Origin of the sequence: Chrysiogenes arsenatis DSM 11915 (assembly GCF_000469585.1) — a bacterium.
GTDB classification, from domain to species: Bacteria; Chrysiogenota; Chrysiogenetes; order Chrysiogenales; family Chrysiogenaceae; genus Chrysiogenes; species Chrysiogenes arsenatis.
Genome location: NZ_AWNK01000006.1, coordinates 108,650 through 133,933, shown reverse-complemented (window position 1 = coordinate 133,933; position 25,284 = coordinate 108,650). Strand labels below are relative to the sequence as shown.

The 25,284-nt window shown below is 51.4% G+C and carries 25 protein-coding genes and 5 tRNA genes; 8 read left to right on the top strand and 22 right to left on the bottom strand.

Features of this window, described 5'->3' with window-relative positions; all coding sequences use genetic code 11:
- Nucleotides 1-10 precede the first annotated feature (10 nt).
- The 8 genes from P304_RS0104595 to P304_RS0104560 all read right to left on the bottom strand — a co-directional run bounded on the left by P304_RS0104595 (nt 11) and on the right by P304_RS0104560 (nt 4,367).
- A complete protein-coding gene (locus P304_RS0104595) occupies nt 11-778 on the bottom strand; it encodes an amidohydrolase family protein (protein WP_027389582.1) in 768 nt (255 codons plus the stop codon).
- Nucleotides 779-811: 33 nt separating this feature from the next.
- Nucleotides 812-1,216, bottom strand: a complete 405-nt coding sequence (gene msrB, locus P304_RS0104590; RefSeq protein ID WP_027389581.1) for a peptide-methionine (R)-S-oxide reductase MsrB — start codon at nt 1,214-1,216, stop codon at nt 812-814.
- Nucleotides 1,216-2,073, bottom strand: a complete 858-nt coding sequence (locus tag P304_RS0104585; RefSeq protein WP_027389580.1) for a class I SAM-dependent methyltransferase — start codon at nt 2,071-2,073, stop codon at nt 1,216-1,218. The genes msrB and P304_RS0104585 overlap by 1 nt, the downstream gene beginning before the upstream one ends.
- Nucleotides 2,057-2,530, bottom strand: coding sequence for a phosphate-starvation-inducible PsiE family protein (locus P304_RS0104580; protein ID WP_027389579.1), 474 nt, complete (start codon nt 2,528-2,530; stop codon nt 2,057-2,059). Before P304_RS0104580 ends, P304_RS0104585 begins: the two co-directional genes overlap by 17 nt.
- A 69-nt stretch (nt 2,531-2,599) precedes the next feature.
- A tRNA-His gene (locus P304_RS0104575) sits at nt 2,600-2,675 on the bottom strand.
- A gap of 35 nt (nt 2,676-2,710) precedes the next feature.
- Nucleotides 2,711-2,787, bottom strand: a tRNA-Arg gene (locus P304_RS0104570).
- 16 nt (nt 2,788-2,803) lie between these two features.
- Nucleotides 2,804-2,881 (bottom strand) — tRNA-Pro (locus P304_RS0104565).
- Between the two features lie 61 nt (nt 2,882-2,942).
- Nucleotides 2,943-4,367: an FAD-dependent oxidoreductase gene (locus P304_RS0104560; RefSeq protein ID WP_027389578.1), complete on the bottom strand. Its 1,425-nt coding sequence runs from the start codon at nt 4,365-4,367 to the stop codon at nt 2,943-2,945.
- A gap of 156 nt (nt 4,368-4,523) precedes the next feature.
- On the opposite strand from P304_RS0104560, the gene P304_RS0104555 reads away from it, so the two are divergent.
- The 3 genes from P304_RS0104555 to gshA are packed head-to-tail and all read left to right on the top strand — an operon-like array spanning nt 4,524 to nt 7,774.
- The gene (locus tag P304_RS0104555; protein ID WP_027389577.1) at nt 4,524-5,990 is read left to right on the top strand and encodes a YifB family Mg chelatase-like AAA ATPase; all 1,467 of its coding nucleotides are present in this window, start codon (nt 4,524-4,526) and stop codon (nt 5,988-5,990) included.
- An 11-nt stretch (nt 5,991-6,001) separates the two neighbouring features.
- Nucleotides 6,002-6,268, top strand: coding sequence for a glutaredoxin domain-containing protein (locus P304_RS0104550; RefSeq protein WP_027389576.1), 267 nt, complete (start codon nt 6,002-6,004; stop codon nt 6,266-6,268).
- 3 nt (nt 6,269-6,271) lie between these two features.
- Nucleotides 6,272-7,774: a glutamate--cysteine ligase gene (gene gshA, locus P304_RS14040; protein ID WP_051321408.1), complete on the top strand. Its 1,503-nt coding sequence runs from the start codon at nt 6,272-6,274 to the stop codon at nt 7,772-7,774.
- Between the two features lie 18 nt (nt 7,775-7,792).
- On the opposite strand, the gene P304_RS0104540 is transcribed toward gshA, so the two are convergent.
- The 4 genes from P304_RS0104540 to P304_RS0104525 all read right to left on the bottom strand — a co-directional run bounded on the left by P304_RS0104540 (nt 7,793) and on the right by P304_RS0104525 (nt 12,810).
- Nucleotides 7,793-9,019 carry a hypothetical protein gene (locus P304_RS0104540; protein WP_152514489.1) on the bottom strand — a complete coding sequence of 409 codons (1,227 nt, stop codon included), beginning with the start codon at nt 9,017-9,019 and terminating at the stop codon, nt 7,793-7,795.
- Nucleotides 9,020-9,114: 95 nt separating this feature from the next.
- Nucleotides 9,115-10,371, bottom strand: coding sequence for a Crp/Fnr family transcriptional regulator (locus P304_RS0104535; protein WP_027389574.1), 1,257 nt, complete (start codon nt 10,369-10,371; stop codon nt 9,115-9,117).
- Nucleotides 10,372-10,475: 104 nt separating this feature from the next.
- Complete coding sequence (rph, locus tag P304_RS0104530) at nt 10,476-11,219, bottom strand: ribonuclease PH (protein ID WP_027389573.1); 744 nt, start codon at nt 11,217-11,219, stop codon at nt 10,476-10,478.
- Between the two features lie 34 nt (nt 11,220-11,253).
- The gene (locus P304_RS0104525) at nt 11,254-12,810 is read right to left on the bottom strand and encodes a PepSY-associated TM helix domain-containing protein (protein WP_027389572.1); all 1,557 of its coding nucleotides are present in this window, start codon (nt 12,808-12,810) and stop codon (nt 11,254-11,256) included.
- Between the two features lie 279 nt (nt 12,811-13,089).
- Here P304_RS0104525 and P304_RS17570 point away from each other — a divergent pair, with 279 nt between their 5' ends.
- Nucleotides 13,090-13,368: a DUF4143 domain-containing protein gene (locus tag P304_RS17570; protein ID WP_201766922.1), complete on the top strand. Its 279-nt coding sequence runs from the start codon at nt 13,090-13,092 to the stop codon at nt 13,366-13,368.
- A gap of 455 nt (nt 13,369-13,823) precedes the next feature.
- Here the strand turns inward: P304_RS17570 and P304_RS0104515 are convergent, their stop codons facing one another.
- The 3 genes from P304_RS0104515 to ectA are packed head-to-tail and all read right to left on the bottom strand — an operon-like array spanning nt 13,824 to nt 16,052.
- Nucleotides 13,824-14,216, bottom strand: a complete 393-nt coding sequence (locus P304_RS0104515) for an ectoine synthase (RefSeq protein WP_027389570.1) — start codon at nt 14,214-14,216, stop codon at nt 13,824-13,826.
- A 1-nt stretch (nt 14,217) separates the two neighbouring features.
- Entirely contained in the window at nt 14,218-15,492 is a 1,275-nt protein-coding gene (gene ectB, locus P304_RS0104510; protein ID WP_027389569.1) for a diaminobutyrate--2-oxoglutarate transaminase, read from the bottom strand.
- 29 nt (nt 15,493-15,521) lie between these two features.
- Complete coding sequence (gene ectA, locus P304_RS0104505; RefSeq protein WP_027389568.1) at nt 15,522-16,052, bottom strand: diaminobutyrate acetyltransferase; 531 nt, start codon at nt 16,050-16,052, stop codon at nt 15,522-15,524.
- A gap of 255 nt (nt 16,053-16,307) precedes the next feature.
- Between ectA and rdgB the strand changes: the two genes are divergently transcribed.
- From rdgB to zupT, 4 genes are all read left to right on the top strand, one after another.
- The gene (gene rdgB, locus P304_RS0104500; protein ID WP_027389567.1) at nt 16,308-16,895 is read left to right on the top strand and encodes an RdgB/HAM1 family non-canonical purine NTP pyrophosphatase; all 588 of its coding nucleotides are present in this window, start codon (nt 16,308-16,310) and stop codon (nt 16,893-16,895) included.
- Nucleotides 16,892-18,391 (top strand): bifunctional ADP-dependent NAD(P)H-hydrate dehydratase/NAD(P)H-hydrate epimerase, encoded by a 1,500-nt coding sequence (locus P304_RS14035; RefSeq protein WP_051321407.1) that lies wholly within the window; start codon nt 16,892-16,894, stop codon nt 18,389-18,391. The genes rdgB and P304_RS14035 overlap by 4 nt, the downstream gene beginning before the upstream one ends.
- 35 nt (nt 18,392-18,426) lie before the next feature.
- A tRNA-Trp gene (locus tag P304_RS0104490) sits at nt 18,427-18,502 on the top strand.
- A 59-nt stretch (nt 18,503-18,561) separates the two neighbouring features.
- Complete coding sequence (gene zupT / locus P304_RS0104485) at nt 18,562-19,395, top strand: zinc transporter ZupT (protein WP_027389566.1); 834 nt, start codon at nt 18,562-18,564, stop codon at nt 19,393-19,395.
- A 71-nt stretch (nt 19,396-19,466) separates the two neighbouring features.
- Here zupT and P304_RS14030 read toward each other — a convergent pair whose 3' ends face one another.
- The 7 genes from P304_RS14030 to P304_RS0104450 form a co-directional block, all read right to left on the bottom strand.
- Nucleotides 19,467-19,793 (bottom strand): nucleotidyltransferase domain-containing protein, encoded by a 327-nt coding sequence (locus tag P304_RS14030; protein WP_051321406.1) that lies wholly within the window; start codon nt 19,791-19,793, stop codon nt 19,467-19,469.
- Complete coding sequence (locus tag P304_RS16000; protein WP_027389565.1) at nt 19,772-20,152, bottom strand: HEPN domain-containing protein; 381 nt, start codon at nt 20,150-20,152, stop codon at nt 19,772-19,774. The genes P304_RS14030 and P304_RS16000 overlap by 22 nt, the downstream gene beginning before the upstream one ends.
- Before the next feature lie 6 nt (nt 20,153-20,158).
- On the bottom strand, nt 20,159-22,927 hold the full coding sequence (locus P304_RS0104470) for a class I SAM-dependent DNA methyltransferase (protein WP_027389564.1): 2,769 nt from the start codon (nt 22,925-22,927) through the stop codon (nt 20,159-20,161).
- Between the two features lie 257 nt (nt 22,928-23,184).
- The gene (locus P304_RS0104465; RefSeq protein ID WP_027389563.1) at nt 23,185-23,598 is read right to left on the bottom strand and encodes an HIT domain-containing protein; all 414 of its coding nucleotides are present in this window, start codon (nt 23,596-23,598) and stop codon (nt 23,185-23,187) included.
- On the bottom strand, nt 23,595-23,903 hold the full coding sequence (locus P304_RS0104460; RefSeq protein WP_027389562.1) for a transposase: 309 nt from the start codon (nt 23,901-23,903) through the stop codon (nt 23,595-23,597). Before P304_RS0104460 ends, P304_RS0104465 begins: the two co-directional genes overlap by 4 nt.
- Before the next feature lie 94 nt (nt 23,904-23,997).
- A complete protein-coding gene (gene proB / locus P304_RS0104455) occupies nt 23,998-25,134 on the bottom strand; it encodes a glutamate 5-kinase (RefSeq protein WP_034764270.1) in 1,137 nt (378 codons plus the stop codon).
- A 72-nt stretch (nt 25,135-25,206) separates the two neighbouring features.
- A tRNA-Gln gene (locus P304_RS0104450) sits at nt 25,207-25,281 on the bottom strand.
- Nucleotides 25,282-25,284: the final 3 nt, after the last annotated feature.

Sequence of the window (25,284 nt, the reverse complement as noted above, 5' to 3'; positions counted from 1 at the left end):
TCGCCCCCTACTATGCCGCTACTTGGCGGTAAAATTCAAGCGCATTTGTCAGTAAAACTTTTTGTGCATTTGTTTCGCCAAGTGTTTCAAAAATCAGCGTGAAATCGCTATGCTGGTATGGTCGTGGTGCACGCGTAGAAGGGAGGTCGCTGCCGAACATGAGCGCGTCGGGATTTGCGTGACAAAGGGTACGCAGGGCGGTTGCGATGTCAAAGTCCACTCTGCCAAATCCCGTTGCTTTGACGTGTACCCCTTTTTCGGCCAGTCTGAGCAATGTAGGGAACCCAGCGAGAGAAAGGCCAAGATGGTCTATACTGACGGCTGGTAGCGATATCAGTACGGGATAGAGCGCCTCCAGTTCCCGCGAATCGATATATAACTCAGCATGCCAGCCGACGACTTCGTGGGCGCGTCGCGCTAGTCGGTCGAGATCCTGTATTTCGGCAGAACCGCCACGTTTCAGGTTAAAACGGATCGCACGGATGCCAGCACAATCAAGCTCTTGAAGTGTTGCGTCGGAGACCGTCGCCGGCAATTGCGTGACACCGACAAAATTTTGGCCGAGCGTGCGCAGTGTGTCGATGAGGTAGTGTTGATCAAATCCCTGAAACGAGCCGGAAACCACTGCACCGCCAACCAGTGTATATGCTTGCATTTGGGAGAGATAGGCTTCGCAGGGAAACGGATTGGGAAGATAGCCTTCATTGGGGATAAGGGGGAAGCGCGAGTCGATAATATGCAGGTGGCTGTCAAAGAGAGGAAAATCTGCAAGCGACATAGGTTACCTCCAGTCATAATATCAGCATGCAGCTCATTCTGTCTTGATTGGCACAAACGTCATGGCACCTGAATTCATGCAGTAACGCACTCCCGTGGGTGGTGGGCCGTCAGGGAAAACGTGTCCCAGATGTGCTTCGCAACGATGGCAAACAACTTCCGTGCGCACCATTCCATGGCTATGATCCGCCCGAGTTTCAATGTTGTCTGCTGTGCTTGGCTGCCAAAAGCTCGGCCAGCCGCAACCGGCATCAAATTTATGCTCGGAATAAAAAAGCTCATTGCCGCAGCAAACGCAAATGTAGATACCTTTTTCGGTTGTATTCCACGTTGCTCCGGTAAATGGACGCTCCGTCCCTTGTTCGCGCGTGATGCGGTACTGCTCGGGTGTGAGCTGGGCGCGCCACTCGTCATGGCTTTTTTGTGTTTTTCCGTTCATCACTGTTCCCAGCGCCCGTAAATGCCGCACGGTAATACTTTGCCATCATGTTGAATCGGGATGCCAATTTCGCCGGAGCTGAATGTCCCGCCGCGGCCTTCCAGTATTTCGCGCAGCAAGTTTTCCGTAACGGTTGGCGAAAGCCCCGTGGTGTAGGAGTTAATCAGGAAAAAGAGTGGCTGCTCCGCAAGGATTTCGTTGACGGCTTGCAAGAGTTCCCACAGGTGCTTTTCGAGTTTCCATGTTTCGCCCTCTTTGCCGCGCCCATAGGAAGGGGGATCCATGATGACTGCGTCATACCGTTTACCGCGCTTGGCTTCCCGTTGCACGAACTTCAGGCAATCGTCAACGATGTAGCGAATGCGGTCGTGAGGGATATCGCTGAGTTCCGCGTTTTCGCGGCACCACTGCACCATCCCTTTGGCGGCATCGACATGGCAGACCTGGGCACCAGCTTTGGCGGCGGCAACCGTTGCCCCACCCGTGTAGCCAAAAAGATTGAGTACGTGCGGTGCGCGCGGCGCATGCTGTACTTTTTGCTGAATCCAATCCCAATTGACCGCCTGTTCGGGAAAGAGGCCGGTGTGCTTAAAGCCGGTTGGCTTGATTTTAAAGGTTAAGTCGCCATAACAAATCGTCCACTGTTCCGGCAGTTTGCGGCGGTACTCCCACTGTCCGCCACCCGCATTACTGCGGTGGTAGCACGCGTCAAATTCCGACCACTCTCCGCTGTGTTTGCCCGGCCAAATAACCTGCGGGTCGGGACGCACCAAAGTGTATTGTCCCCAGCGCTCGTATTTCATCCCAAAACCACAGTCAAGCAGTTGGTAGTCTTTCCATTTACTGGCCAGTAGCATCGGATTTTTGCTCCCCTTCCTCGGTTTTTTTTGGCTCTTTATCCATGTAGTAATAATTCGGATTATACACGACGGCAAGGGTGCGTGTAATGGCTACTGCTATTAGTGCCAGCGAGAGAAAACCAATTTCCGAAGCGCTTAGTTTATGTTGATACACGGCTATCATAATTTCGCGCAGCAGAAATACCAGCCCCGCATCAATAATGCTGGTGATCCGCATCCGTTTGATTTCGAAATATTCGACAATTCCTTTGAAAAGTTCGATAACGACAAACATGGAAAGGATATTCGTAACCAGTATGGCAAAAGAGCGGTCTAGTGAATTTTCGCCGAATAAATCGCCGAGATCGAAAATTATTTTAGCGAAGCCAATTAAAAGTGCCAAGATAACCAGTGGGATCATCAACTTAAAAATGAGATCATTGACCTTTTGAAAAAGCCCCATTGTAGTACTCATACACTTCTCCTTGCGTGCAACGTAAAAAACCCCTGATGAGAATACCTCATCAGGGGGATATTTGAAAGGTGGGGTGGCTGACGGGGCTCGAACCCGCGACACCAGGAGCCACAATCCTGTGCTCTACCAACTGAACTACAGCCACCATATTGCGCTTTGGTATCCTGAAGACTTCTAATATGGCGCGCCTGTGAGGATTCGAACCTCAGGCCTACTGATTAGAAGTCAGTTGCTCTATCCAGCTGAGCTACAGGCGCCCAATGCTAAAGTGGATGGTCGGGATGAGAGGATTCGAACCTCCGACCCCCTGTTCCCAAGACAGGTACGCTAACCAGACTGCGCTACATCCCGACACTTTTGCCCACGGGGATGGATTTGTAGAGCAACTCTCGCATAATGTCAACCGATTATTTCATTCTTCTTTTGCGAGCAGCGAAAGTGCGGCTACGCGATAGGCCTCGCTGAAGGTTGGCGTGTTAAAAACGAGCGTCCGAAATAGGCTAGCTTTATCAGCGTGCATCATGGCAACATACCCTGTATGAATGAGTTCCGTCGCCGACGTTCCGATGATATGCACCCCGAGGATTTCACCGGTATCACGATGCGTTACCAGTTTGAGCATCCCTTCGATATCACTCGAAATAATTCCCCGTGGCAATTCGTGGTAGTGTGCCTTCCCTTCCTGAATCGCAAAACCAAGCGCGCGACACTCAGCGGCGGTGCGTCCGACCATACTAATTTCTGGGATGGTATAGACACCAAAGGGGAATGTTTCTGGGAAATGGCACGATGATGCGCGGTAGATTTGCGCGACGACTTTCCGCCCTTGGAGGGCGCTGGTAGATGCCAAGCTTGGCCAGCCAATCACGTCGCCAATAGCGTAAATACTGGGGATGGCCGTTTGGTACAAGCTATTGACCGCAATATAGCCATATTTATCCAGTGCAATGCCTGCTTCGGCCAACCCAAGCCCCGTGGTGTTGGCAAGGCGACCAAGGGCGTAGAGCACGAGGTCAGCGCGAAATGTTCCATCCGTTGTTTCAACCACGCCATCATGCTCGTCGCGATAGATGCGTACGATAGCTTGATTCGGCACAAAACGCAGGCCACGGCGTCCGAGTGAGTCGAGCAAGTGATCGCCAATCTCTTCGTCCAAGAATCGCAGCGGACGTTGGCCACTATCAAGGAGTGTTACTTGTGTCCCGAGGTGAGCAAAAATACTTGCGTATTCGGTACCAATGACGCCACCGCCAACCACAATCATAGTGCGCGGGATGCGCCCGGCGGCAAGTAGGCCGGTGCTATCAAAAATAATTTCATTGTCGATTGGTACATCGGCAGGACGACGTGGCACCGAGCCGGTGGCGATGACAATATGTTCACCGCTGCACACCGAAAGTTTTCCTTCGTAACGCACTTGTACCGAATGGGCGCCCTGAATACTCCCCTTGCCGCTGATAATTGCGACATTATGCCGTTGCAGAGTCTTCCTGACGGTGGAAAGTTCGTAGGCAATGACGGCGCGCGTTTCCCGTTCTAAGTCAGCAAAGGTGACGTGTGAGCAATGATCAAGGCTGTGAGTGTCGATCTCGCATTCGCCGGATTGTAGGAGCGAGGCTCGTGAGCTGAGGACACTGGAAAGTCCCGTTAGTTTGAGCACGGCTTCGCGGAGTGTTTTACTGGGGATTGTTCCATTGTGCAGATAATTGCCCCCTTCAAAACCATGCTCTTCGACAAGCGCTACCCGTTTGCCGAGCTCTACCCCCTGAAGTGCGGCGTTTAAACCGGCTGGCCCGCTGCCAAGAATAATCAGATCGTAGTCGTAGAGTTGCGCCATGCCGTCGCCTCCTGTGTTTGTTCGGTCGAGTTGTTGGTTCGTTGCAACCATCCTCGCAGAAAGTAATGGATAATGACATCCGCTATTTTTCCTGTTGCAATAGTATGGTATCATTAAAAACCTAAAACAGGCGAATGTTACCAAAGCGAGGGAAATTTGATAGTCAATCTGCCGACCGTCATGCTGGACGGTATCCATTCCACCCGCATCACTATTCAGGTGTCAAGCTCACAGGGGATGCTCCCTTCGCTCATCATTACCGGCCTTCCCGATACTGGCCTGAAAGAGAGCCGCGAACGGGTGGAGTCGGCTATCAGGGCAGTAGGACATAAAGTTCCGCCACGCAAAATAACTATCAATCTGGCACCTGCCGACATTCGTAAAAAGGGAACTCACTTCGATTTACCACTTGCCATCGCGCTCCTCAGCCATCTTGGGGCAGTGCCGCCGATTGTTGAAGGGACGACGTTGGTCGGCGAGCTGGGTTTAGACGGTACCTTGCACGGCGGTACGTGGATAAACGGTTTGCTGATTGCCTGCTATGAGCTTGGCTTCACGAAAGTGCTTATTCCGCAAGACTGTTGTGAGTTGATTTGCTTTGGCAATGTTGGACTCGAACTGATCCCCGTTGCGACCCTTGGTGAAGCGATTCGCGTTTTGAATGGCGAAATTCGCGTCGAACCATTCACGCCGCCCGACGTGCCTTATGGCGATTCCGAGAGCACTACCGATTTCGCGCATATCATCGGGCAAAGCCACGGCGTGCAGGGCGCTCTGATTGCAGCCTGCGGCCACCATAACCTTCTTTTGAGCGGCCCGCCGGGCATTGGCAAAAGCATGATTGCTCAAGCGTTGACAGGAATACTTCCGCCGCTTGACACCGACGACTATATGGCAGTATTAAAGATTCACAGCGCCGCTGGATTTCCCTATCAGCAGCGCAGTCGCAAACTGCGGGCGCCGCATTCGTCGGCGAGTCTAGTGGCATTGATTGGAGGGAGTCATGGGCCGGGAGAAATCAGCTTGGCACATCACTCTATTTTGCTGCTCGACGAAATGCCTGAATTTAATCGCGCCGCACTCGATGCCTTGCGACAACCGCTCGAAACAGGGACGATTCATATCTCGCGCTCATCGTCCAAACAGTGCTATCCGGCGGAAATTTTGCTTGTAGGCACCATGAACCTTTGCCCGTGTGGCAAAACTGGAGCTGACGATTTGCAGTGTACCTGCAAAGAATATGACCGGATTCGCTATCAGGCGAAACTGAGCGAGCCACTGCTCGATCGGATAGACCTGCATCTATCGCTGCGCAAAGAGAGCACGCAAGCGACCAACCCCACTTCTGCGGAACTAGCGGAGCAGGTTGCGCGATGCCGCGCCGTCCAACTGGAGCGTCAAGGGTGTTTGAATGGAAAACTGAGCGGTGAAGCGATGCGCGAACAGTGCGCTCTTGCACCCGAACTAGACGAGTTGCTGCGCCGTGCGACCACGCAATATGCCCTCTCGCGGCGTGCCATTGACCGCATTGTGCGCGTGGCGCGAACCCTCAGCGATATGCGACCAATACCGCAGATTGACCGTGCTGCACTTTTGCAAGCACTCAATTACCGAAGACGATAAAGGAGCTTCTCATGCAATGGAAAAAAATCACCACCTACACCAAAGATTACTGCCCCTATTGCCATAAAGCCAAAGCGCTTCTGAAGGATCTTGGTGTCCCGTTTACCGATATCGACGTGACCCATGACGAAGAAACCTATCGCGCAGTTAAAATGCGCTCCGGTTTGAATACCGTGCCACAGATTTTTGCTGGCGACACCTGTCTGGGCGGATTCAGCGATATCGACGCGCTGCACAAAACGGGGAAACTGTTGCCCGCGCTTCAGCAAAAAGCCTAGTCTATGCGGCAACCGTGGCGATTCCACCCCGAAACCCTGCCGAATGATCTTGCGAAACACCTTGGGCTCGGAAAGCACGGGTTGGAAAAAGAGGCGTTGCGCATCACGCAAAACGGTGCACTTGCCCTGACGCCACACCCTGTTGGTCTTGGCAGTCCACTCCATTGCCCGTACATTACGACCGATTTTTCGGAAAGCCAGCCCGAATTTATCACGCCGCCATTCGATACCCCGCGTGCCGCGTACGAATTTCTTCAGGAAATTCACGCTTTTGCCGTGACGGCAGCGGGAGATGAGCTGTTGTGGACGGCCAGTATGCCGCCACGTTTGCCAGACGAAGCCGCTATTCCGATAGCGCGCTACGGCGATACGCCCTCGGCCAAAAGCAAGGAAATCTACCGACGTGGTTTGGCGCTGCGCTATGGCAAGGCGATTCAGATGGTATGCGGTGTCCACTACAATTTTTCGTTTTGTGAAGCACTGTGGCCATTACTGCATCAATACACGCAGAGCCGTGAACCGTTACCAGCATTTATCAACCGTCACTACTTCGCACTGGCACGGAACTTTTTGCGCTATCGTTGGCTGGTGATCTACCTTTTTGGTGCATCGGCGGCGGTTGACGCTTCCTACACTCCGAAAGCGCTGCAACAGATGGAACTGTTTGATGGTGAAACCTATTATCAGCCGTATGCCACTTCGCTGCGGATGAGCCGTCTGGGTTACTCGAATGCCGAAGGAGCCGAGCTGTCGATCAGCTTTAATTCGCTGGAGCAGTATATTGCCGACTTACGGCGCGCCATTGCGACGCCGCATCCGCCGTATGCAGCCTTTGGTTTGTCGCAGAATGGCGAGCCGCATCAACTCAGCGTCAATCAACTGCAAATTGAAAACGAATACTACGCGCCGATTCGCGTAAAGCGGACGCCGCACGGCGAAGAAAGCTCGTTGGATGCGCTGGAAAAGCGTGGTGTCGCGTATATCGAAGTGCGCGCATCCGATCTTGATCCCTTTAATCCGTGCGGTGTCGACTACCATCGCCTGTATTTCATGCACACGATGCTGGTCACATGTCTGCTGCAGGAAAGTCCGTATTTAAGCACTGAAGCGATGCAGGAGATAGATCAAAACCAGTACCGTGTTGCCCATGAAGGGCGCATGCCGGGCTTTACCGTGACGCACGGTGGGGCGCCGCTACCTTTGGCAGAAATTGGCACGGCACTCCTGAATGATATGATGCAAGTGGCCGCACTGCTTGATGCCGCAGCGGGGACGGTGTGCCACAGTAGTGCGGTGGCCGCGCAATTTGGCAAACTCACGCAGCCCGATCTCTGCCCCTCGGCGCAAATGCTCAAGGAAATGCGCGAACATACCTGTAGCTATCTGGAATTTGGCCTGAAGCAAGCACGCAAGTATCGGGAAATTTATTTGCAAGGTTCAATGAACCCGACGCTGCAGGCGCTTCTACAGTGTCCTGAGTGTCAACTGGCATTTGATGAGGTATAACTGGTGGTAAACGATATTTTACGTTATGCCCAACGTTCCCCGTTTGCGTTGTGAGTAGAGCAGTACGCAAAACTCCGTCAGTTCGGCAATAATTAAGATGACCACCCCGGCCAGTGCGCCATTGCTGATATCCCCGAACCAAAGGGTGAGAGCGCCTGCCAGCAGTACAGCCATCAACTTTGTGATACTCGAAACACCGACATTGCGCGTACTGAGTTGTCGCGTTGAAAGCCCTTTCATCAGATGATTGGACGCATAGAATATGCCGAAGAACACCATGAGCGCCATGGCGGGAGCGATGGTGTCAACGAGTATCAGATCAAGCCCCATCCAGCCGACCAAAACCGTTTCGTAAAACAAAAACTGTATTCCGAGTAACAAGGCTGAAAAAATGGCGAACAAGAATCCGGCACTTTTCACGATGCGCCGGAACGCTTCGACGCCGTTTGCCAGCGTTACCACGGTTTGCTGCATGTTGATAAACGGGCCGTAAAACAGGAATAAAAAACCACGCACAACGGTAAATCCGGCAAGCCCTTCACCGGTGGGAGAGAGGCGTGACACAATGCCGGTGACCAAAAGGGTGTTCAGATGGCTGACGTTCATCGAAAAGATCAGCGGCATCGAAAAGCGGACAAGTTTCCAGAATGGCATGGGGTTTGTCTCGTTGTGTTCATTCCAGATGCGCGATAGCGGACGGCGCGCCATGAAAAGTACATAGAGTGTTTCGATGGTGACGCTCCCCGTAACGGCCAATGCGCCGACCCATGACCCTTGCCCCCAGCCAAAAAAAATCGGCAGTAAGAGAAACATCGCGCTAATACGGACGACAACGCCTGTTGTGATGATTGGTGTTTGTCGCGCTTGCGCAAGGATTCCCTGGAAGATGCCTCGGGTTGATGTCACCAGCGCCAACGGCAAAACATAGAGGAGCGTTTCGTTGGCGTATTGCACGACGAGCGGTGAGGCATGAAACCAGCGGGAAAAGATCCATTCGCTCAAGCCACTGAAAAGCACTACAAGAATCAGGCTTGCTACCAGTGCGGAAATCGTCAGAGAAAACTGCATGACGGTTAAAAAACTCTGCCGCCCACGCACGGTGCGCGAGGCAATGGTATTGTTCGAGTAACTGAGCGAACCAATAAAAAGGTACAGTGCCATCCCCATGCCATAGCCGGCAAGGATCACAATTGCCTCGTCCATGCGCGCTAAAAAAGCGTGCACGATGGTATGACTGATGCTCATAAATTGAGTCGTAAACAGCAGTGGGATGGAGAAAAAAAGAATTTCGCGGTAACCCGGCGGTGTTTCACTTCCTCCGGGAAACGTGGGGGGAGGGGTCAAGAGCGCGCCTTTGTCACGATAGCGGCGATTACATCAAGCTCGTTTTTATTGGCCTTTACCAGATCAAAGCGGAGCACCATATTGCGCTGCCCTTGGGGTGCTTCGATTTTCACTAAAAGCCCGATGAGCTTCATGGCGCGGTCGCTCAACTGGAAGTCAAGCCCGTAGAGTTGGTCTTTGGGGACAGGATTCTTGGCCACAATTTCAATATGGTCGGGGGCGATTTTCATTACCAACCCTTTTACGCGCGATGCCATCCCTTCGATACACAAAGGGTAGAGCGTGACCTGCGATGGGGAAATCAGTGGAATCAGTGGTTGTTCGCGGGTGACTTTCACGCGACCTTTAATTTTTGAAAAGAGTTTATCGACGGTATAGCCAACAAAGCTCGCTCCACACGATATGCAGTAGCGCGATTTGGTGTCATTCTCGTAGGCGCAATAGCCGCAAACTTTTGTCGTGCGGAACCGTTCGTTCAGACCCATGATATCGCCAAGATATTTTTGCAGTGCTTCGTTTTCGTTTTCACTGTAGAGGCAGGCTTTATCGAGATCTGTCGTATCGTATACGTCAATGAACCGGTTGAAAAGGCCGGAGCGGATGGAAAGCGTGACTTCGCCACCGCATTGCTGAATAGCAATCACAATCGAATAAATAACACCAACGCTGAACATTTCAAAACTCAGAAGAGAGCTGAGGTCGATAAAAAACTTTTTCCGGCCAACTGTCAAGTAGGTGGAAACAATCCCTTTCAGGTCGATACTGTCTTCGACATCGATCCCCGTGGCATCGCAGTGAATGTACACTTTGTCGCCTTCGTAATCGGTAAAGCGGAAGGTTGGGTTTTTCGGGAAATCTTGTTCCAGCGTGTTGGCCATCGTAACCCAGTTGTTGTAGCTGAGTTTAGCGAGTTCTTCGGAAGTGGAGCGAACGCGTGAGGAAAGGACTTTGAACAACGATCCCAGCCACTTGGGCATGCTGCCGATTTCGCGGCGAAGTTGATCTTCGCTGATGCGAATCAGGTAGCCATCTTCGTAGGCGCGGATGCCAGCACTGCGGGGCTTGTTGTCAATAAACGCCATTTCGCCAATAATTGCCCCAGGTTCAACGATAGCAATCGTAATGACTTTGCCGCCAACTTTTTTGAAAACTTCGAAGCGGCCACTTTTGATGACAAAGACATCGCGCGAATTATCGCCTTCTTCAAAGACGATAGTCCCTTTCCGGTAAAAGAGAACATCCGATTTTGCCATAACGATTCCCGGGTGCTGGATTTCCCTTCAGTGGGATAGAGGCGCATAGTATCACGTGCGAAATAAAAAAAAAACTCCCGAGCGTAGCCCGGGAGAGAATAATCCTATGCGTGGTGGCGGAGTGCTTCTTGTACCCGTTGTGGTAAATGGTGATACTGCAGCGCACTAATTTGCGCGATACCATCGCTTCCGAGCTGGTACATCGTGTCCATATCGTCTTTCGAGAAAGGCTTTTCTTCCGCCGTTCCCTGTACTTCGACCAGCAATCCGCGGCCGGTCATGACAAAATTCATATCAACCATGGCGGTGCTATCTTCAAGGTAATCAAGATCCAGAATCGGCCAGTCCTGATAAATTCCGGCACTGATTGCGCCAACCGTATCGCACAGTGGCGACGTGGTGATTTTCTGGCGTTCTAAAAGAATATCGATCGCGTCGGCAAGAGCCACGCACGCGCCGTTAATCGCCGCACAACGGGTGCCGCCATCGGCTTGTAAAACGTCACAATCGAGCGTAATCGTAATGTTCGGCATGGCTTTTAGGTCAACCACACTGCGTAGGCTCCGCCCAATAAGGCGCTGAATCTCCTGCGTGCGTCCGCTTTGCGAGCCGCTGCGCGCTTCGCGCTTCGTCCGTTGCCCCGTGGCGCGTGGCAGCATCGAGTATTCGGCAGTTATCCAGCCTTGGTTTTTTCCCTGCAAAAATCGAGGGACTCGCTCTTCTATGGTCGCATTGCAGAGTACGACCGTGTCACCACTGGAAAACAGGACGCTCCCTTCGGCATATTTTGTAAACTGGCGCTGAATGGTGATGGGGCGTAATTCCTGTGGTGTTCGTCCTTGACGCATGCAAACCTCTTTGGTTGGTATCGTTCGTTGGGTATTATGTGACGGTATGGGATTTGCGCTTTACCTTACGGTAGCACCAGTCAAAAATCCCCGTGAGGCACAGAATCATCAACAATAAACCACCCAATGGTACGATGAGCATGTACCCGTTGCCAAGCCACTTTTCAAAAATTCTTCCATTGTGAAACTCAAACAAGTAGTGCCAGAGCGACATCGGACTTTGTTCGATGACTCTTGCTGGCATCGTTGCCGCATGCGCTGGGCGATCAGGCAGGAGTGGTAGTAGGCCATCGTGATAGTCAATACGCCAATATGGATAGGCGCCGAGCATCACAATGCCGCTCACCAAATCATTGCTCATGAACGGATTTGTTCCCTGTAATCCCGGACGTGGCAGACGCCATACCGCGTCTTGCTGGGGGTGCCACAGGAAGAGGCCGGAAAATGAACCAATCAAAATGCCGCCATCTTCGACTTCGCGCAAAACGGTTGTACCCATCCCGTGAACCATGACGGGAATATGCAGTGGAATGAACGGAGCATTCAGGTGCGCTGGGGCTTCAAAAAATCCCCCCTCTGTCGCCACGATAATCGAATTGTTCGCCGAACTGTAGATACCACGCTGCATTTTGCCACCAAAGCCGCTGCCACGCTCGGAAAATGCCAGCCAAGGGTTTTCTTGTGACACGGAATACGGAGCTACCGCAATCAAGAGTGGCGGACGTAGCAAGGCGCCACTGAGCGCGGAAATCGCCATGAAGGCACCAACCCAGATGCCAATTTTCAGATGGTAGCGCCAACTGAAAACAAAACCACCCGCCGGCTGAATCCGCTTATTGGTAAACTGACGATTATGCCATGGCACATACCACAGCAGCGCGCCAGTAATGCAGAAAAAAATCAGGGAAATACCGAGGATATCGACAACACGTTTTCCGACAAACCCGAATATCGCGCCGTTATGTATGTCATGTAGAATGCGAAACCATGCTACTTGGCGCGGCTCCGGCGTCAGAATATCAAATGCTACTGGCGTAAAATGATCCGCACCTGCCTCGCTCCGAAAGAGTGCGTATGGCGTAACCGCTATCAGGTGTTGTGGTGTGCGAATCAGATCCACTACGGGGTCTGTGCCATGATTTGGCAGCGTCACCTGCTGCCATACTCGCTCGTGCCACTCCATGCGGAACAGTCCACCACGTGTTGCGGCATATAAGACCGGTGATCCGCTGGCTTCGTGCTCCACATGCAGTGCCGTGACATCGCGTTCGTAGTATGACGAAGGCAAACCATGCGAAAGCGGATCAAACGTGTGTCCACCGTCACGACTGTATTCAATGCCAGCTTTTCCCGCCAGCAGCAGCACGCGACCACTGGTATCGTCAATCACTGCTCCGGTGCGGGCATACATGCGATTCCAATTGTCGGGAATGTAATTGTCAGGCAGGAACGACCATGGAACATGCAGGGTACGGATGAGTTGCGGATGGGCGAGTAGTAAGCCGCTGACCCCCATAGCAAGAAAATAAAGCAGCAAAAACAGACCGATATATTTGTGAAGAAAACGCGAAAGGCGGAAAAAATAACGCACAGTAGGAAACCTCCAGCATCTGAATGCGGGTTGCTTACCACGCGTGCGCCAAAAAGAACTTGACGGAGATCAAATCCAAACGTCCAGATTCCGTCTATCTCATATTACAGTGCGAGAAAAGCGTCATTTTCATGGAGTATAGTGCGAGCGAATTACACTGTAGCGAAAAAACTATTGATTAGCCGCCACTTCCCCGACTGTTTCAGGCAGAAAAATCAATTTTAGCGAACTCAAGCTCTATGCCTACTCGCTAAGAGAGCAACAGAATAACAAAAAAAACTGTACGCGAGCGACAACGGGTTCCTGAGCCTTGGCCAGAGCATTTCGGCAAATCATGGGAAACTGCTCGAAAACCTTATATGCAACGAACTCCAGAAAAACGGTTATGAAATCTATTTTTACCACAAAGAAGTTGAATGCGACTTTATCGCCCGCAAAGCGGATCGAACCATTGCTATCCAGGTCTGTTACGAACTGAATGAACACAACCAGAAAAGAGAATTGAATGGCCTGCTGAAGCTTCCATTTGCCGTCGATGAGCGGGTTATTATCACCTAGACGGCATCGACGTGAAGCCTTTCTGGGAATATTTCTGTTATCTGTGAAGTGTCTGATGCTATTCGGCGATTAGTTTATATCTTCGAAAGACTCTATTGATGTTTGGGCATTATACGGAAAGTATGCGCACATCTCACCAGTATCGACAAGTTTTCGTCGAAGCTTGAAATGTTTTCCGTCATTAAAGATTTCGTAAAACGGTATCTCAGCGCTGCCTGCCAATGCTGCGATAACAGCGTACTTCACAGCGTCAGTGCATCGAAGGCCCAAAGTGATGTCTTTGAGTGCGAGGGTTGCCTGTTGCCATAGTCCATCCCGAATTTATTCTGTCCCCCTTGAACTTAGGACGCCATGACATATATCACGGCGTCCTAAGACGCAAAGCTTTCTTTATGCGCTATTGCCAAATTCTCAAGCTATTCAACATTATCCTATTGTTCACGTTACATTGCTTGTCAATCAACATCCGCCGGATACGCCCCGTCCGGCCCGTGCACTTCACGACCCGAAACGGGTGGGTTAAAAACGCAGGCCATCGTCATTTCGCTAAACGCACGCAGGCGGTGGCGGTCGTGTTTGTCGAGCGCATATACGGTGCCGGGGCGGATTTGGTGCACGGTGCCGTTATCCAGTTCTTCAATTTCCCCTTCGCCGCTGATGCAATAGACGGATTCTAGGTGATTTTTGTAATGGAAAAAGTTGTCTTTGCCGGCATAGATCGTGGTGATGTGGAAAGAAAACCCCATCTGGTCATCTTTGAGCAGCAGCCGCTGACTGCGCCACTGGCCGTTTTCGGCTATAACATCGCGCTCGTTGCCTTCGGCTCCCTCCAGTCGACGTATCAACATCTTAAAACTCCCCGCTCAGGCGCTCTTGCTTGGTGGCGATGATCTCGCCAATGGTTTCGTCGATCAAGGCAAGTCCACTGCGCAAGGTGGTTTCGTCAATGGTCAGTGGTGGTAGCAGCTTGACCACCTGATCGCTTGCGCCGGAAAGTTCGATCACCAGCCCTTTGGTAAAGGCAATGCGTGATACTTCTTTGGCAAAGCCGAGTTCTGGGATTTCCAGCCCGTAAATCATGCCGAGTCCGCGTACCGCAGCGTTCAGGTCGGGATATTTCGCGGCGATTTTTTCCAGTTCTTCGCGAATGATCGCTTCTTTGTACTGAATGGCGTCGCTCAGGTCGTTGTTATCCCAATACGCCAGCGTTTCGACAGACGCAACGAACGCGAGGTTATTGCCACGGAACGTGCCGGTGTGTTCGCCGGGTTTCCATTGGTCGAGTTCTGGGCGCATCAAAAGCAGTGCCAGCGGCAAGCCGCCACCGATTGACTTGGAAAGGGTAACCATGTCAGGGAAAATTCCTGCCCGCTCAAAGCTAAAGAAGGTGCCGCTGCGGCCATTGCCAACTTGGATATCATCAACGATCAGCAGAATGTCGAACTCATGGCAGATTTGCTGGAGCCCTTGCAGCCATTCGACGCTGGCAACGTTAATACCACCTTCGGCCTGAATGGTTTCGACAATCATCGCTGCCGGAAGGTCAAGTCCGCTGCTGCCGTCTTCCAGAAACTTGCGCAGGTAGTCGAGTGTGTTGACATCGGGGCCGAAATAGCCGTCGTACGGCATAAAGCTGACATTACTGCGGCTGATGTGTGCTTCGTCTCGGTAGAAGTTATTGCCGGTAACGGCCAGCGATCCCATGCTCAGGCCGTGAAAGCCGTTGGTGAACGCGACGATATTGGAACGATTTTTTATCATGCGGGCGAGTTTGAGTGCCGATTCTACGGAATTGGTACCGGTAGGGCCGGTAAACTGCACTTTATATTCGAGGTTACGTGGTGCAAAAACGGTTTCGTGGAGTTTGTTCAGGAATCGTTTTTTGGCCGATGTTGCCATGTCGAGTCCATGGACGACGCCATCCTTCTGGATATACTCAATCAGGGCGTTGCTGACGCGGTCGTTGTTGTGTCCGTAATTTAAAGTACCGGCTCCGGCAAAAAAATCGATGTATTCGTTGCCTTGTTCGTCATAGAGGTACGACCCTTTCGCGCGATCAAATATGGCGGGAAAGGATCGGATATAGCCTCGGACTTGTGACTCCATCTGTTCAAAAATACGCATGTGAAACTCCTTGTTGATTGGTTGTGATGTTATTTGATTGGTTTACTATTCACGTGCCGGATCGGGCCGATTTCGTAGAGCATTTCGCTTTCATGCCCCTCGCCAAAAACGCGTGCATCCAAAAATTCCCGCTCGCGCATGGGCGCGTTGGCGCTTCGTGCGAATGCCAGAAAAAGCTTTTGCGACGGAATGTTCGACGGACTAATGGTCGTGTGCAGAAAGCGGATCGTCACCGCGCGTGGACGTGCGATGATTTCTTGCAACATCCGCGATGCTAACTGTTTGCCCCGCGCTTTTGTGGAGACGGCGACCTGCCAAATAAACAGAATGTCATCGTGTTGTGGCAGCGTATAGCCACTGATAAACCCGACAATTGCGCCGTCAAGACGCGCCACCACGCTGGTTTTCGCAAAGTGTTCGCAAACGATGTGGTAGCAGTATTGTGAATTAACATCGAGCGGAGGCGAGGCTTTGATGAGTTGATAAACTTCTGCGCCATCAGCCAATGTAGGCGGAGAAAAGTGAACCGTAGACGGATCAGATGTTTCTGTCAGTCCCATAAAAAACCTTTCGTGAACGTTTTGATGGGAACTATACACAATGTTTGCTTGCTGGTCAAATATACGATATTTTGTTTCAAAAATATAGAAATGTGTTTTGCTTAGGCGATGTCACTCAAGTTACGCTATAGGTAGCTTTATCCTGTAACACGAGGCTAAATCACAAGTTCCATTATCGCGTGACTTTTTCTTTATCATTCACAAGCACTTGAGGTAGGATAAATCGTTAATGCTGAAAGAGAGAGGAATTTCCCCATGCAAGTTATTCTCGCTTCCCACAATCAGAAAAAACTCATCGAACTGCAGGCGATTCTTGCTGATCTTGGCTTTTCGATAGCAACCCCGAAACAACTTGGCATCGAACTTCCTGAAGTGGAAGAAGATGGCGACACGTTTGAAGCGAACGCCCTGAAAAAGGCGCGTAGCGCGTTTGCCGCTACCGGAATTCCAGCGTTGGCTGACGACAGTGGTATTTGCGTGTCGGCACTCGATGGCGCCCCTGGCGTCTATTCGGCGCGCTATAGTGGCGTGGGTGCGAGCGACGAAGCCAATAACGATACGTTGCTCAAAGCGCTTAGTGGAGTGCCAGATCGTCATGCGTGGTTTGCTTGTGCCATTGCGTTTGTCGATCAAGCGGGCGAAATGGTGGCGACGGGTGAATGTCACGGCACCATTTTGCACGCTCCAGACGGTGGCGGCGGCTTTGGATATGATCCCCTTTTCCTTCCTGATGGGCAGGCGCAGACGTTTGCTGCTCTGCCGCACGATATAAAAAATCGGATATCGCACCGGTATCGTGCGCTGGAAGCCTTTCGTAAACAATATGCAGGGCAATCTGTATGAATATCCTTTCGGCAGCACAGATGGCCGATGCAGATCGGTACACTATCGAAACGCTGGGTATTCCTAGCATGTTGCTGATGGAAAACGCTGGTGTTGCAACGGTGAATGCTATTGTCAACCACTTACCTTGCCCGAAGAAAATCGCCATCCTCTGCGGTACGGGCAACAATGGTGGCGATGGCTATGTCATTGCGCGTCACCTTCATCTGCGGGGCTATCAGGTAGAAATATTTCGCCTTGGCCTTCCGAAAACTCCAGACAGTCAAACTATGGCCGCATGTACAGAGCGTCTTGTTATCCCTTGTCATGACGTGGCACATTTTGACCCTGCAGCATGGGATGCCGTGATAGATGCTCTTTTTGGTACCGGCTTTAAAGGCTCGTTAGCTGGGATGGCAGCGGAAGTGATTACTCGCGCGCAGAAAGTTCCCTTCCGTGTGGCGGTCGATATTCCCAGCGGTGTGTGCGGCACGACTGGGCGTATTCAGGGTGTCGCATTTTGTGCGCATCTTACGGTAACGTTTGAGTTTCCCAAGCAGGGTCATTTTCTTCTTCCCGGTGCAGGTGTGTGTGGTGCACTGTTGGTGGCTCCCATTGGAATCAGCGATACGTGTTTGCCCGCCCATTTGCCCGTCCTGCTGTCGTTGGGCGATCATCCACCAGTCCCGAAGCGCGAAGCGCAGGGGCATAAAGGGAGTTTCGGGCATTTGCTCTGCATTGGCGGTTCTATGGGAAAGGCCGGTGCTATTGCTTTTAGCGCCAGTGCCGCATTTGAGGCAGGTGCGGGACTGGTAACTATTGCGGCGCCAACCGAAATTATCCCCATTCTGCAAACGCTTGTACCCCAGAGTATGGTTATGCCGCTCGATTCTTCACATCATCAGGAAAATCTCAAGCTGATGACTCAATCCAACGCCAATGCCTGCGTGATTGGTCCGGGCATGGGGCGCGAGCCGCGTTCGTTCAACGTGGTAATCGACCTATTGCGCAACAGTCAAATTCCGATGGTTGTCGATGCCGACGCCCTTTATTGCGATGAAACAACACGCGGCGATCTGTTGGATGCACTGGCGGCCAGTCAAATCCCAACTATTATTACGCCGCATCCCGGTGAATTCAGCCGTCTGACGGGGATAGCTTCGGCTGAAATTGAAGCCAATAAGTTTGACCTTGTCGCCGGCTTTGCCACCACGCATCGTTGTGTTCTGCTTCTGAAGGGGGCTCGTACGGCCATCGCTACTCCCGCGGGAGAGTGCTGGCTACTCGACACACCCAATAATGCGCTGGCAAAAGGGGGAAGTGGTGATGTGCTGAGTGGCATTATCGGCGGATTCCTAGCACAAGGGCTTCCGCCTGTTCAGGCAGCGCTCGGCGGCGCCCTCGTGCATGCCAGAGCGGGGCAGAGTATGCGACAGAAAACAGGATTATTCGCAGGAACTCCGCAAAAATTGATCAGCGAAATCGGCGGTGTGCTGAAAATACTTGACGAACAGTAGTATGTTCCGCTACAAGTCATACCCGTTGCCTATACAGGATACTAGCTCAATTGGTAGAGCACCGGTCTCCAAAACCGGGGGTTGGGGGTTCGAGTCCCTCGTGTCCTGCCATCGTATCATTTCTGCCGAAGCCTGTACGCTTCGGCTTTTTCTGTTGTGAGAGGTGTCGAGTGGAATTTTCGACTGGCGCGATTGTCTTTGCTTTTAGCCTGACGCTTTTTGCTGGACTCTCAACTGGTATTGGCGGCTTATTGGCGCTTTTCATTCGCCAGAAAAACACCGTCGCCCTTTCCGTCGGCCTTGGACTTTCGGCAGGCGTTATGATCTACGTTTCATTCGTAGAAATTCTCCCCAAATCAGTCGATAGCTTTATTGGATACGGTGATCATTGGGCGCACCTTTTTGGGGTGCTCTGCCTTTTTCTCGGCATTGGATTTTCCGCACTAATCGACCGCTTTATCCCAAGCGACATTAACCCGCATGAGCTTAATGAAGTGCGCGAATTTGCCCACATCGACGTCGATCACGACCATGTTGTGAAGGCACGTGCGCTGAAGCGCACTGGGGTTTTTACCGCGTTAGCACTGGCGATACATAATTTTCCTGAAGGCTTTGCGACGTTCACCGTCGCTCTCGTCGACCCCACGTTAGCGATTCCGATTGTTGCCGCCGTGGCTATCCACAACATTCCCGAAGGCGTTGCGGTGAGCTTGCCGATTTATCACGCCACTGGTAGTCGCCTGAAAGGATTCCTGTACGCCTTCAGTTCTGGCATTGCTGAACCGCTCGGTGCACTGGTTGGCTACCTGCTCCTCGCGCCATATCTGAATGATATAACTCTTGGGATAGTGTTCGGCATTGTCGGTGGGATAATGATCTACATTTCATTTGATGAATTGCTCCCCGCCGCGCGGGAATACGGAAGCGGTCACTCCGTGATCGGAGGGCTGATTGCTGGCATGGGGATTATGGCATTTTCATTGGTGTTGTTTGATTTTATGTGACCGGCATGAGAATGGGAAGGGCAAGCCGAGCGACTTAAACTATACGCGCTATTGGTGCCTTGCTGATGCCTTTAGGCAGCTCCCAGAATTTCGCCCTCACGGCGAGCAACCTCAATAATCGCATTGGAGTCATCTTCTCGCCACTGGCGTGAACCACACGGAATCGGTTCAATGCGGTTGTCGACACGGGCGGTCAGGCGCCACAGGAGATTCAACAGCGAGCGATCACGCATAAGGTCAAACTGGGGAGAAACGACCAGTACATCAATGTCGCTCCACTCGTGAGCATTGCCTTTTGACTGTGAGCCAAAGACGACAACAAACTCAACGGCAATACCTTCTTGACGCAAAAGCGATATATAGCGCTGAACCGAAGTTAAAACATCTGGTTTAAGCATTCTATCAGCTCCTTGATATCGGCAATATATCTGTCCGCTTCAGAGCGCGACGGCAGGGGTAGAAACAACTCAGGATATCTCCCTTCAATATTGAAAGCATTGCATTCAGCAAGCAGATCACGATCCTTATCTTTCAACAAAATTCCAGCCTTGTCCGCCAAGCGAAGAAGATTGTGAATCATCGGTGCAATTTCAGATTGAGTGCGGCAATAGTGGGCTTTGAGCATTTTTTCAAGCGCTAAATGGGCAAAAAACAGACTATGACGGATTTTTCCTTGCTCCATTAAGCTACAAGCGACCTCAAGATCCTCGAAAGCACCAGTATGCCAATGAGTGATATGTTTCTTTAAATCGACCATATCCTGTTACTCCTTTTCGAGCGGTTTCTGAACTCTTTTCCGTGACTTCTTCGTTTTTTTCTCCATCTCCTCGGCAAGAGGAGCGACTAACTCCTGATAGCGCCGGAATAGAAATGCGACCCGTTCTGCTTCATTCGCGAACGATTTCACACCATAGGCGGCATCAACCGCGCGGTCAAGCTTCTGGTGAGCTTTTACAAGGTCGGGCGGCATGGTGAGCGGGTCGTAGAGGTCGGCAAGCGTTGCATCGGGATGCGCTGCGCGTGCATCAATCACCCCTTGCGCGGCGGTTTCGATGGCGGCGCGCTGCTTGTCGTCTGGCGATGGCCACGGGAAGGTATTGTAGGTGCATTTGACAGAATAACGATAACGACTCTCCAGCCGCCCTGATGTTATGCGCATCCAAGCCATGTGTAACGCACTGCTGACAATTCCAAAGTGATATGGTGAGGCATTTGGGATGAACTGCAAGTCGTTCGCCGCGACAATGTGATGATCAAGATAGCCAATCGGGATATATCGTCGGTTTTCCGAGGAGGTGCGTGGTAGCGCCAAGTAGCGCCCTGATGTAGGTTGACGATTTTCGGTGAATAGGGTTGGAGTATTTGCTTTAACTTGAGTGGCAACTTTGGCGCTCGCTCTACGCATATTGCGCACGCCTTCAACGCGAGCAAGCACTGATGGCATGGTACGCAAAATTTGCGGTGGGCAATCGACTAACCATAGGCAATAGCGCATATTGCCGTTAAGAAAGCCTTCTCCACCAAGATAGGGACGTAGCCATAAAGCAACTTGTGGCTCAATTGTCAGTAATTGGTCGCGCTCTCCGGGCTCCAAAATAAGATTGCCGCCATCTGCAGGAATACTACCATTCGCAATGGCTGGCGCTGCGGATAGGGGTGACATGCGTGATATTACAATAGTATCCGGCGCATCGACCAGATAGGGGTTGATGTTTGCCGCTTTCACGGCGTGTGCTTCGCCTTTGATATTTTCGTACACAAAAATAGTTTTCTCTGGCACATCGCCAAGGCCAAAGCCGATAATCACGCAGTGCACTGCCGCTTTGCCACGTGCTTCGTTTGTCCACGAAAAAGTGCGGTGGGCAAAATGAATTTTGATCCCTTGTGCCAGCATCCAGCCCCAGAGTGCACCAACCTGTTCCCCTTGCGTAATGCTGTTGGTCGAAACAAAAGCGCTGTGCGTGCGTGGAAAAAGTTGCATGTAGCGGGTGGCTTTTACGTGCCACGCGGTCACAAGGTCGAGAAGCCCTGCATTATCAATACCAGAAAATACCGCACGGGCATCGGCACGTTGCAGGTCATCCATATATTTTGCCCCGACAAAAGGTGGATTGCCAAGGATGTAGTTGACGTCGGGGAAGGTTGTTTCCCAGTGGATTCTGAGTGCATTGCCGTGGATGATGTTCGCTGATTTCGTCAGTGGTATTCTGGCAAAATATTGCCCGAACGCCTCACTCACTTGCTGATTCATTTGGTGGTCGGTCAACCAAAGAGCGACCTGTGCGATCTGGGCGGGAAATTCCTCGATTTCGATTCCACAAAATTGATCAACATTGACGCGTAACAGAGTTTCTATTTCCACAAGCGAGACGCCAGCGTGAAGTTTTTGGAGTACGGCAAATTCAAGTTGCCGCAACTCGCGGTAGGCGATGACGAGAAAGTTGCCGCACCCACACGCTGGATCAAGGAATTTTAACTCTCCAAGTTTATCGTGAAAGGTAGCCAGTTTTTTCTTATTGTTGCCGATTTGCTCAAACTCCGCCCACAAGGCATCAAGAAAAAGCGGCTTGATGAGTTTGAGAATATTTTCTTCGCTGGTGTAATGTGCTCCAAGATTGCGGCGGGCGGCACTATCCATAATGCTTTGAAAAAGGCTACCGAAAATTGCGGGAGAAATAGCGCTCCAATCAAGCGCACAAGCATCAAGCAGTGCTTGGCGCATAGCACGGTCAAATGAAGCTATGGGAAGGGTTTCTTCAAAGAGTTTTCCGTTGACATACGGAAAGGCAGCAAGGTCATCTTCAATATTTTTCAGGCGTTTTATTTCTGGTGTATTGAGGGTTTGGAAAATTGCCACCAGATGATAGGCGAGATCAGTGCCGTCAGGATTCGTGCGGTTTTCGATGTAGTCCTGAAAAATCCGCTTTTCAAATATGCTGGTATCTTCTGCAAACAGACAAAAAAGCAGGCGCACGAGGTATACTTCGAGTTGGTGCCCTTCGTAGCCAATGGCTTTGAGCTGATCGTGCAGCTTTCCCATTTTCTCGGCAGCTTTAATGTTGATAGGGTCTTGGGGCTTGATGGTTTGTGTTTTGTATCCCGCCAAAAAGGCAAACAGCTTAATGTGTTTGTGCAGATCAGCAATGGGAAACGTTATGGTTTCAGCGGTTTGGATGTTGGTGAGCGAGAACGTAGCAAAATCGCATACCAGCACGTAGGCGGGGAGGTCTGCGTCTGCGATCCCTTCAAAATAATCGACGGCCTGATCAAAGGCACGCTTGAGGCTTTCGCCGCGTGATTTCATTTCAATCAGCAGTTCTCCAGGCAGGAAAAGGTCAACGTACCCTTGCTTGCCGCCATATTTTTTGACGTTGTGTTCAAATTTAAATGTGCGTTTTCGGTTTCTACCGAAGACTTCCAAAAAGTCTATCAGGAAAGGGCTCGCCTGCTGCTTTTCCTTTGATGCATCGCTCCAGTCTTTTGAAAATGCAAGGGCGCGGTTGCGAATATCACTCCAGCTTGCTATCGGCATAGGCACCTCTGTATCGGCGAGAAATTATGAAGTGTGAAGGATGCTTGTGTTGGCTACTGGTTCCCAAGCCAGCTAGACCTCATCATTGGTAATTACCAAAGGGTACGGAAGGGTTCCGTATCAGCCAACATAGCTGCAAGATAGTTGACGGTTGTAGTGACAGCAACAAAAAAATGAAGCAAACGAAGGGGTTATTCTCATGCAATGAGTGATTCTCAAAATGATAGTATTCCAAGTGATGAATGGTTGAGGCAAGCCTACCGCAATATCTGCCGCAAACGTGCCACGCGCTCTGCCGCTGCTTCTGGTGTGTATGGTTCTGGTGTGAATTTCCCCCACACGGGTGCTGGCCAAGCCGCATCGCTGCGGAGGCGCGCGATGCAGTGAATATGGAGCTGCTCGACGATATTTCCCAGCGCACCCATGTTCATTTTGTCGGCGTTAAATTCAGCGGCCATAGCGGCGAGCACGGTCGTCGTTTCCTGCCACAGTTGTTGCTGATCGGCCACGCTTAGCTCGTAGATTTCCCGCACGGCATCGCGCCGTGGCACGAGTATGCACCACGGATAGCGCGATTCATTCATGAGGAGTACTTCGCATAGCTCAAGCGAGGCGACCCCGTGGGTATCCTCGCGCAGGCGTGGGTGAAGTTGAAAGAGAGGTTGGCTCACGATGCTTTGCGGTCAGCTTTAATGTAAGAATAGCCGTCGTAATGGAGCAGATCGCACTCTAGCAGGGATTCTAGTACTCCTTGGCGTTTCCAGGAGAGAAAGCGGTCGTGGACAGTGCTGGCAGCACCAAAGCGAGCGGGAAGGTCTTTCCAGCGGCAACCGCTGTAGAGGACGTAATAGATAGCATCCATCGCTTGGCGATCATCCATGCGCGGTCTGCCGGACTTTTTCTTTTCGATTACTTGTGGAAGGAATGGGGCAATTTTTTGCCAAATGTCTTCGTGCATATACAGATATGGTGACATGATACACCTCCGTGTGCCAAAGCTTGGAGCGCATCCTTGCGCCGCATACTTCCTAATCGGACGTGATCCGGAAAATCTTGAGCGAAAAAATCACCTACTCTTCACCCGCTCCCATAATCACGAGGTTATCTTTATGAATCATTTCTTTATGGAAGACGTAGCCGAGGATCGTCTCGATTTCCGACGATTTCCGGCCATAGATTTGACGCGCTTCTTCTGATGAATACGATACTAACCCTTTGGCAAGCAATGTTCCGTTCTGGGAGTGCACCTGAACACATTCGCCACGTTCAAATTCACCACTAATGGCCTTCACTCCAATGGGCAATAAACTCGCCTCTTTGCGCATCAGCGCGGCTTCGGCACCGGAATCGATAATCAAGGAGCCATGGCTTTTCAGCGTTTGTAAAATCCACCGTTTGCGTGCCGAAACTTTATCGATAGAGGCGCGAAAGAGCGTTCCGCGTGCCCCTTGCAGGAGTCGGCTGATGGGGTGATTCGTGCGACCAGAGGTAATGATCATGTCAATACCAGCATTGATGCATTTGCGTGCAGCGCTGATTTTCGTCACCATGCCGCCCGTGCCAACGCTGGAAGTGCTGAGCCCCGCCATCGCCTCGACTTTGCTGTCGATTTTGGTAATCAGGGGCAAAAATTCAGCGTTCGGGTCAAGTTGTGGGTTGGCGGTATAAAAGCCATCAATGTCGCTCAGGATGATATTGACGTCGGCTTTGACGACTCCCGCCACCATGGCCGAAAGGGTATCATTATCGCCAAAGCGGATTTCGTCTGTGACAACGGTATCATTTTCGTTGACGATCGGCAGTACGTCGAGATCAAACAGTGCCAGCAGTGTATTTTGCGAGTTCAGATACCGTTTGCGGCTTTCAAGGTCGTCACGGGTTAAAAGTACTTGGGCGATAGGAATGCCGTAGACGCGGAAGGCCCGTTCGTATTCCCACATCAAACTCATCTGCCCAACAGCGGCGTAGGCTTGTTTGGTTGGCAGGTCTTTGGGGCGTTCAGTGGTGCCAAATTTCGCCATCCCAGTGGCGACGGAGCCGGAGGTGACGAGCAAGACGGATTTGCCGCTTTTACGCAGCTCATGTATATCTTCGGCGAGCGTATACAGAAACGGGAGGTTGAGACGATTTTCTGCCAGCAGAATATTACTGCCGACTTTGATGACGATGCGCTGTGCGTCGCGAACGGTCTGAGCCAGGTGTTCCATCTCTTCCCTCCAGAAATCTTCCCAAAACACGAAAAAAGCAACTTCCATGAGGAAGTTGCTTTTGGTTTTCAATGGCTGGGGTGCTAGGATTCGAACCTAGGAATGGCGGACCCAAAACCCGCTGCCTTACCGCTTGGCGACACCCCAATT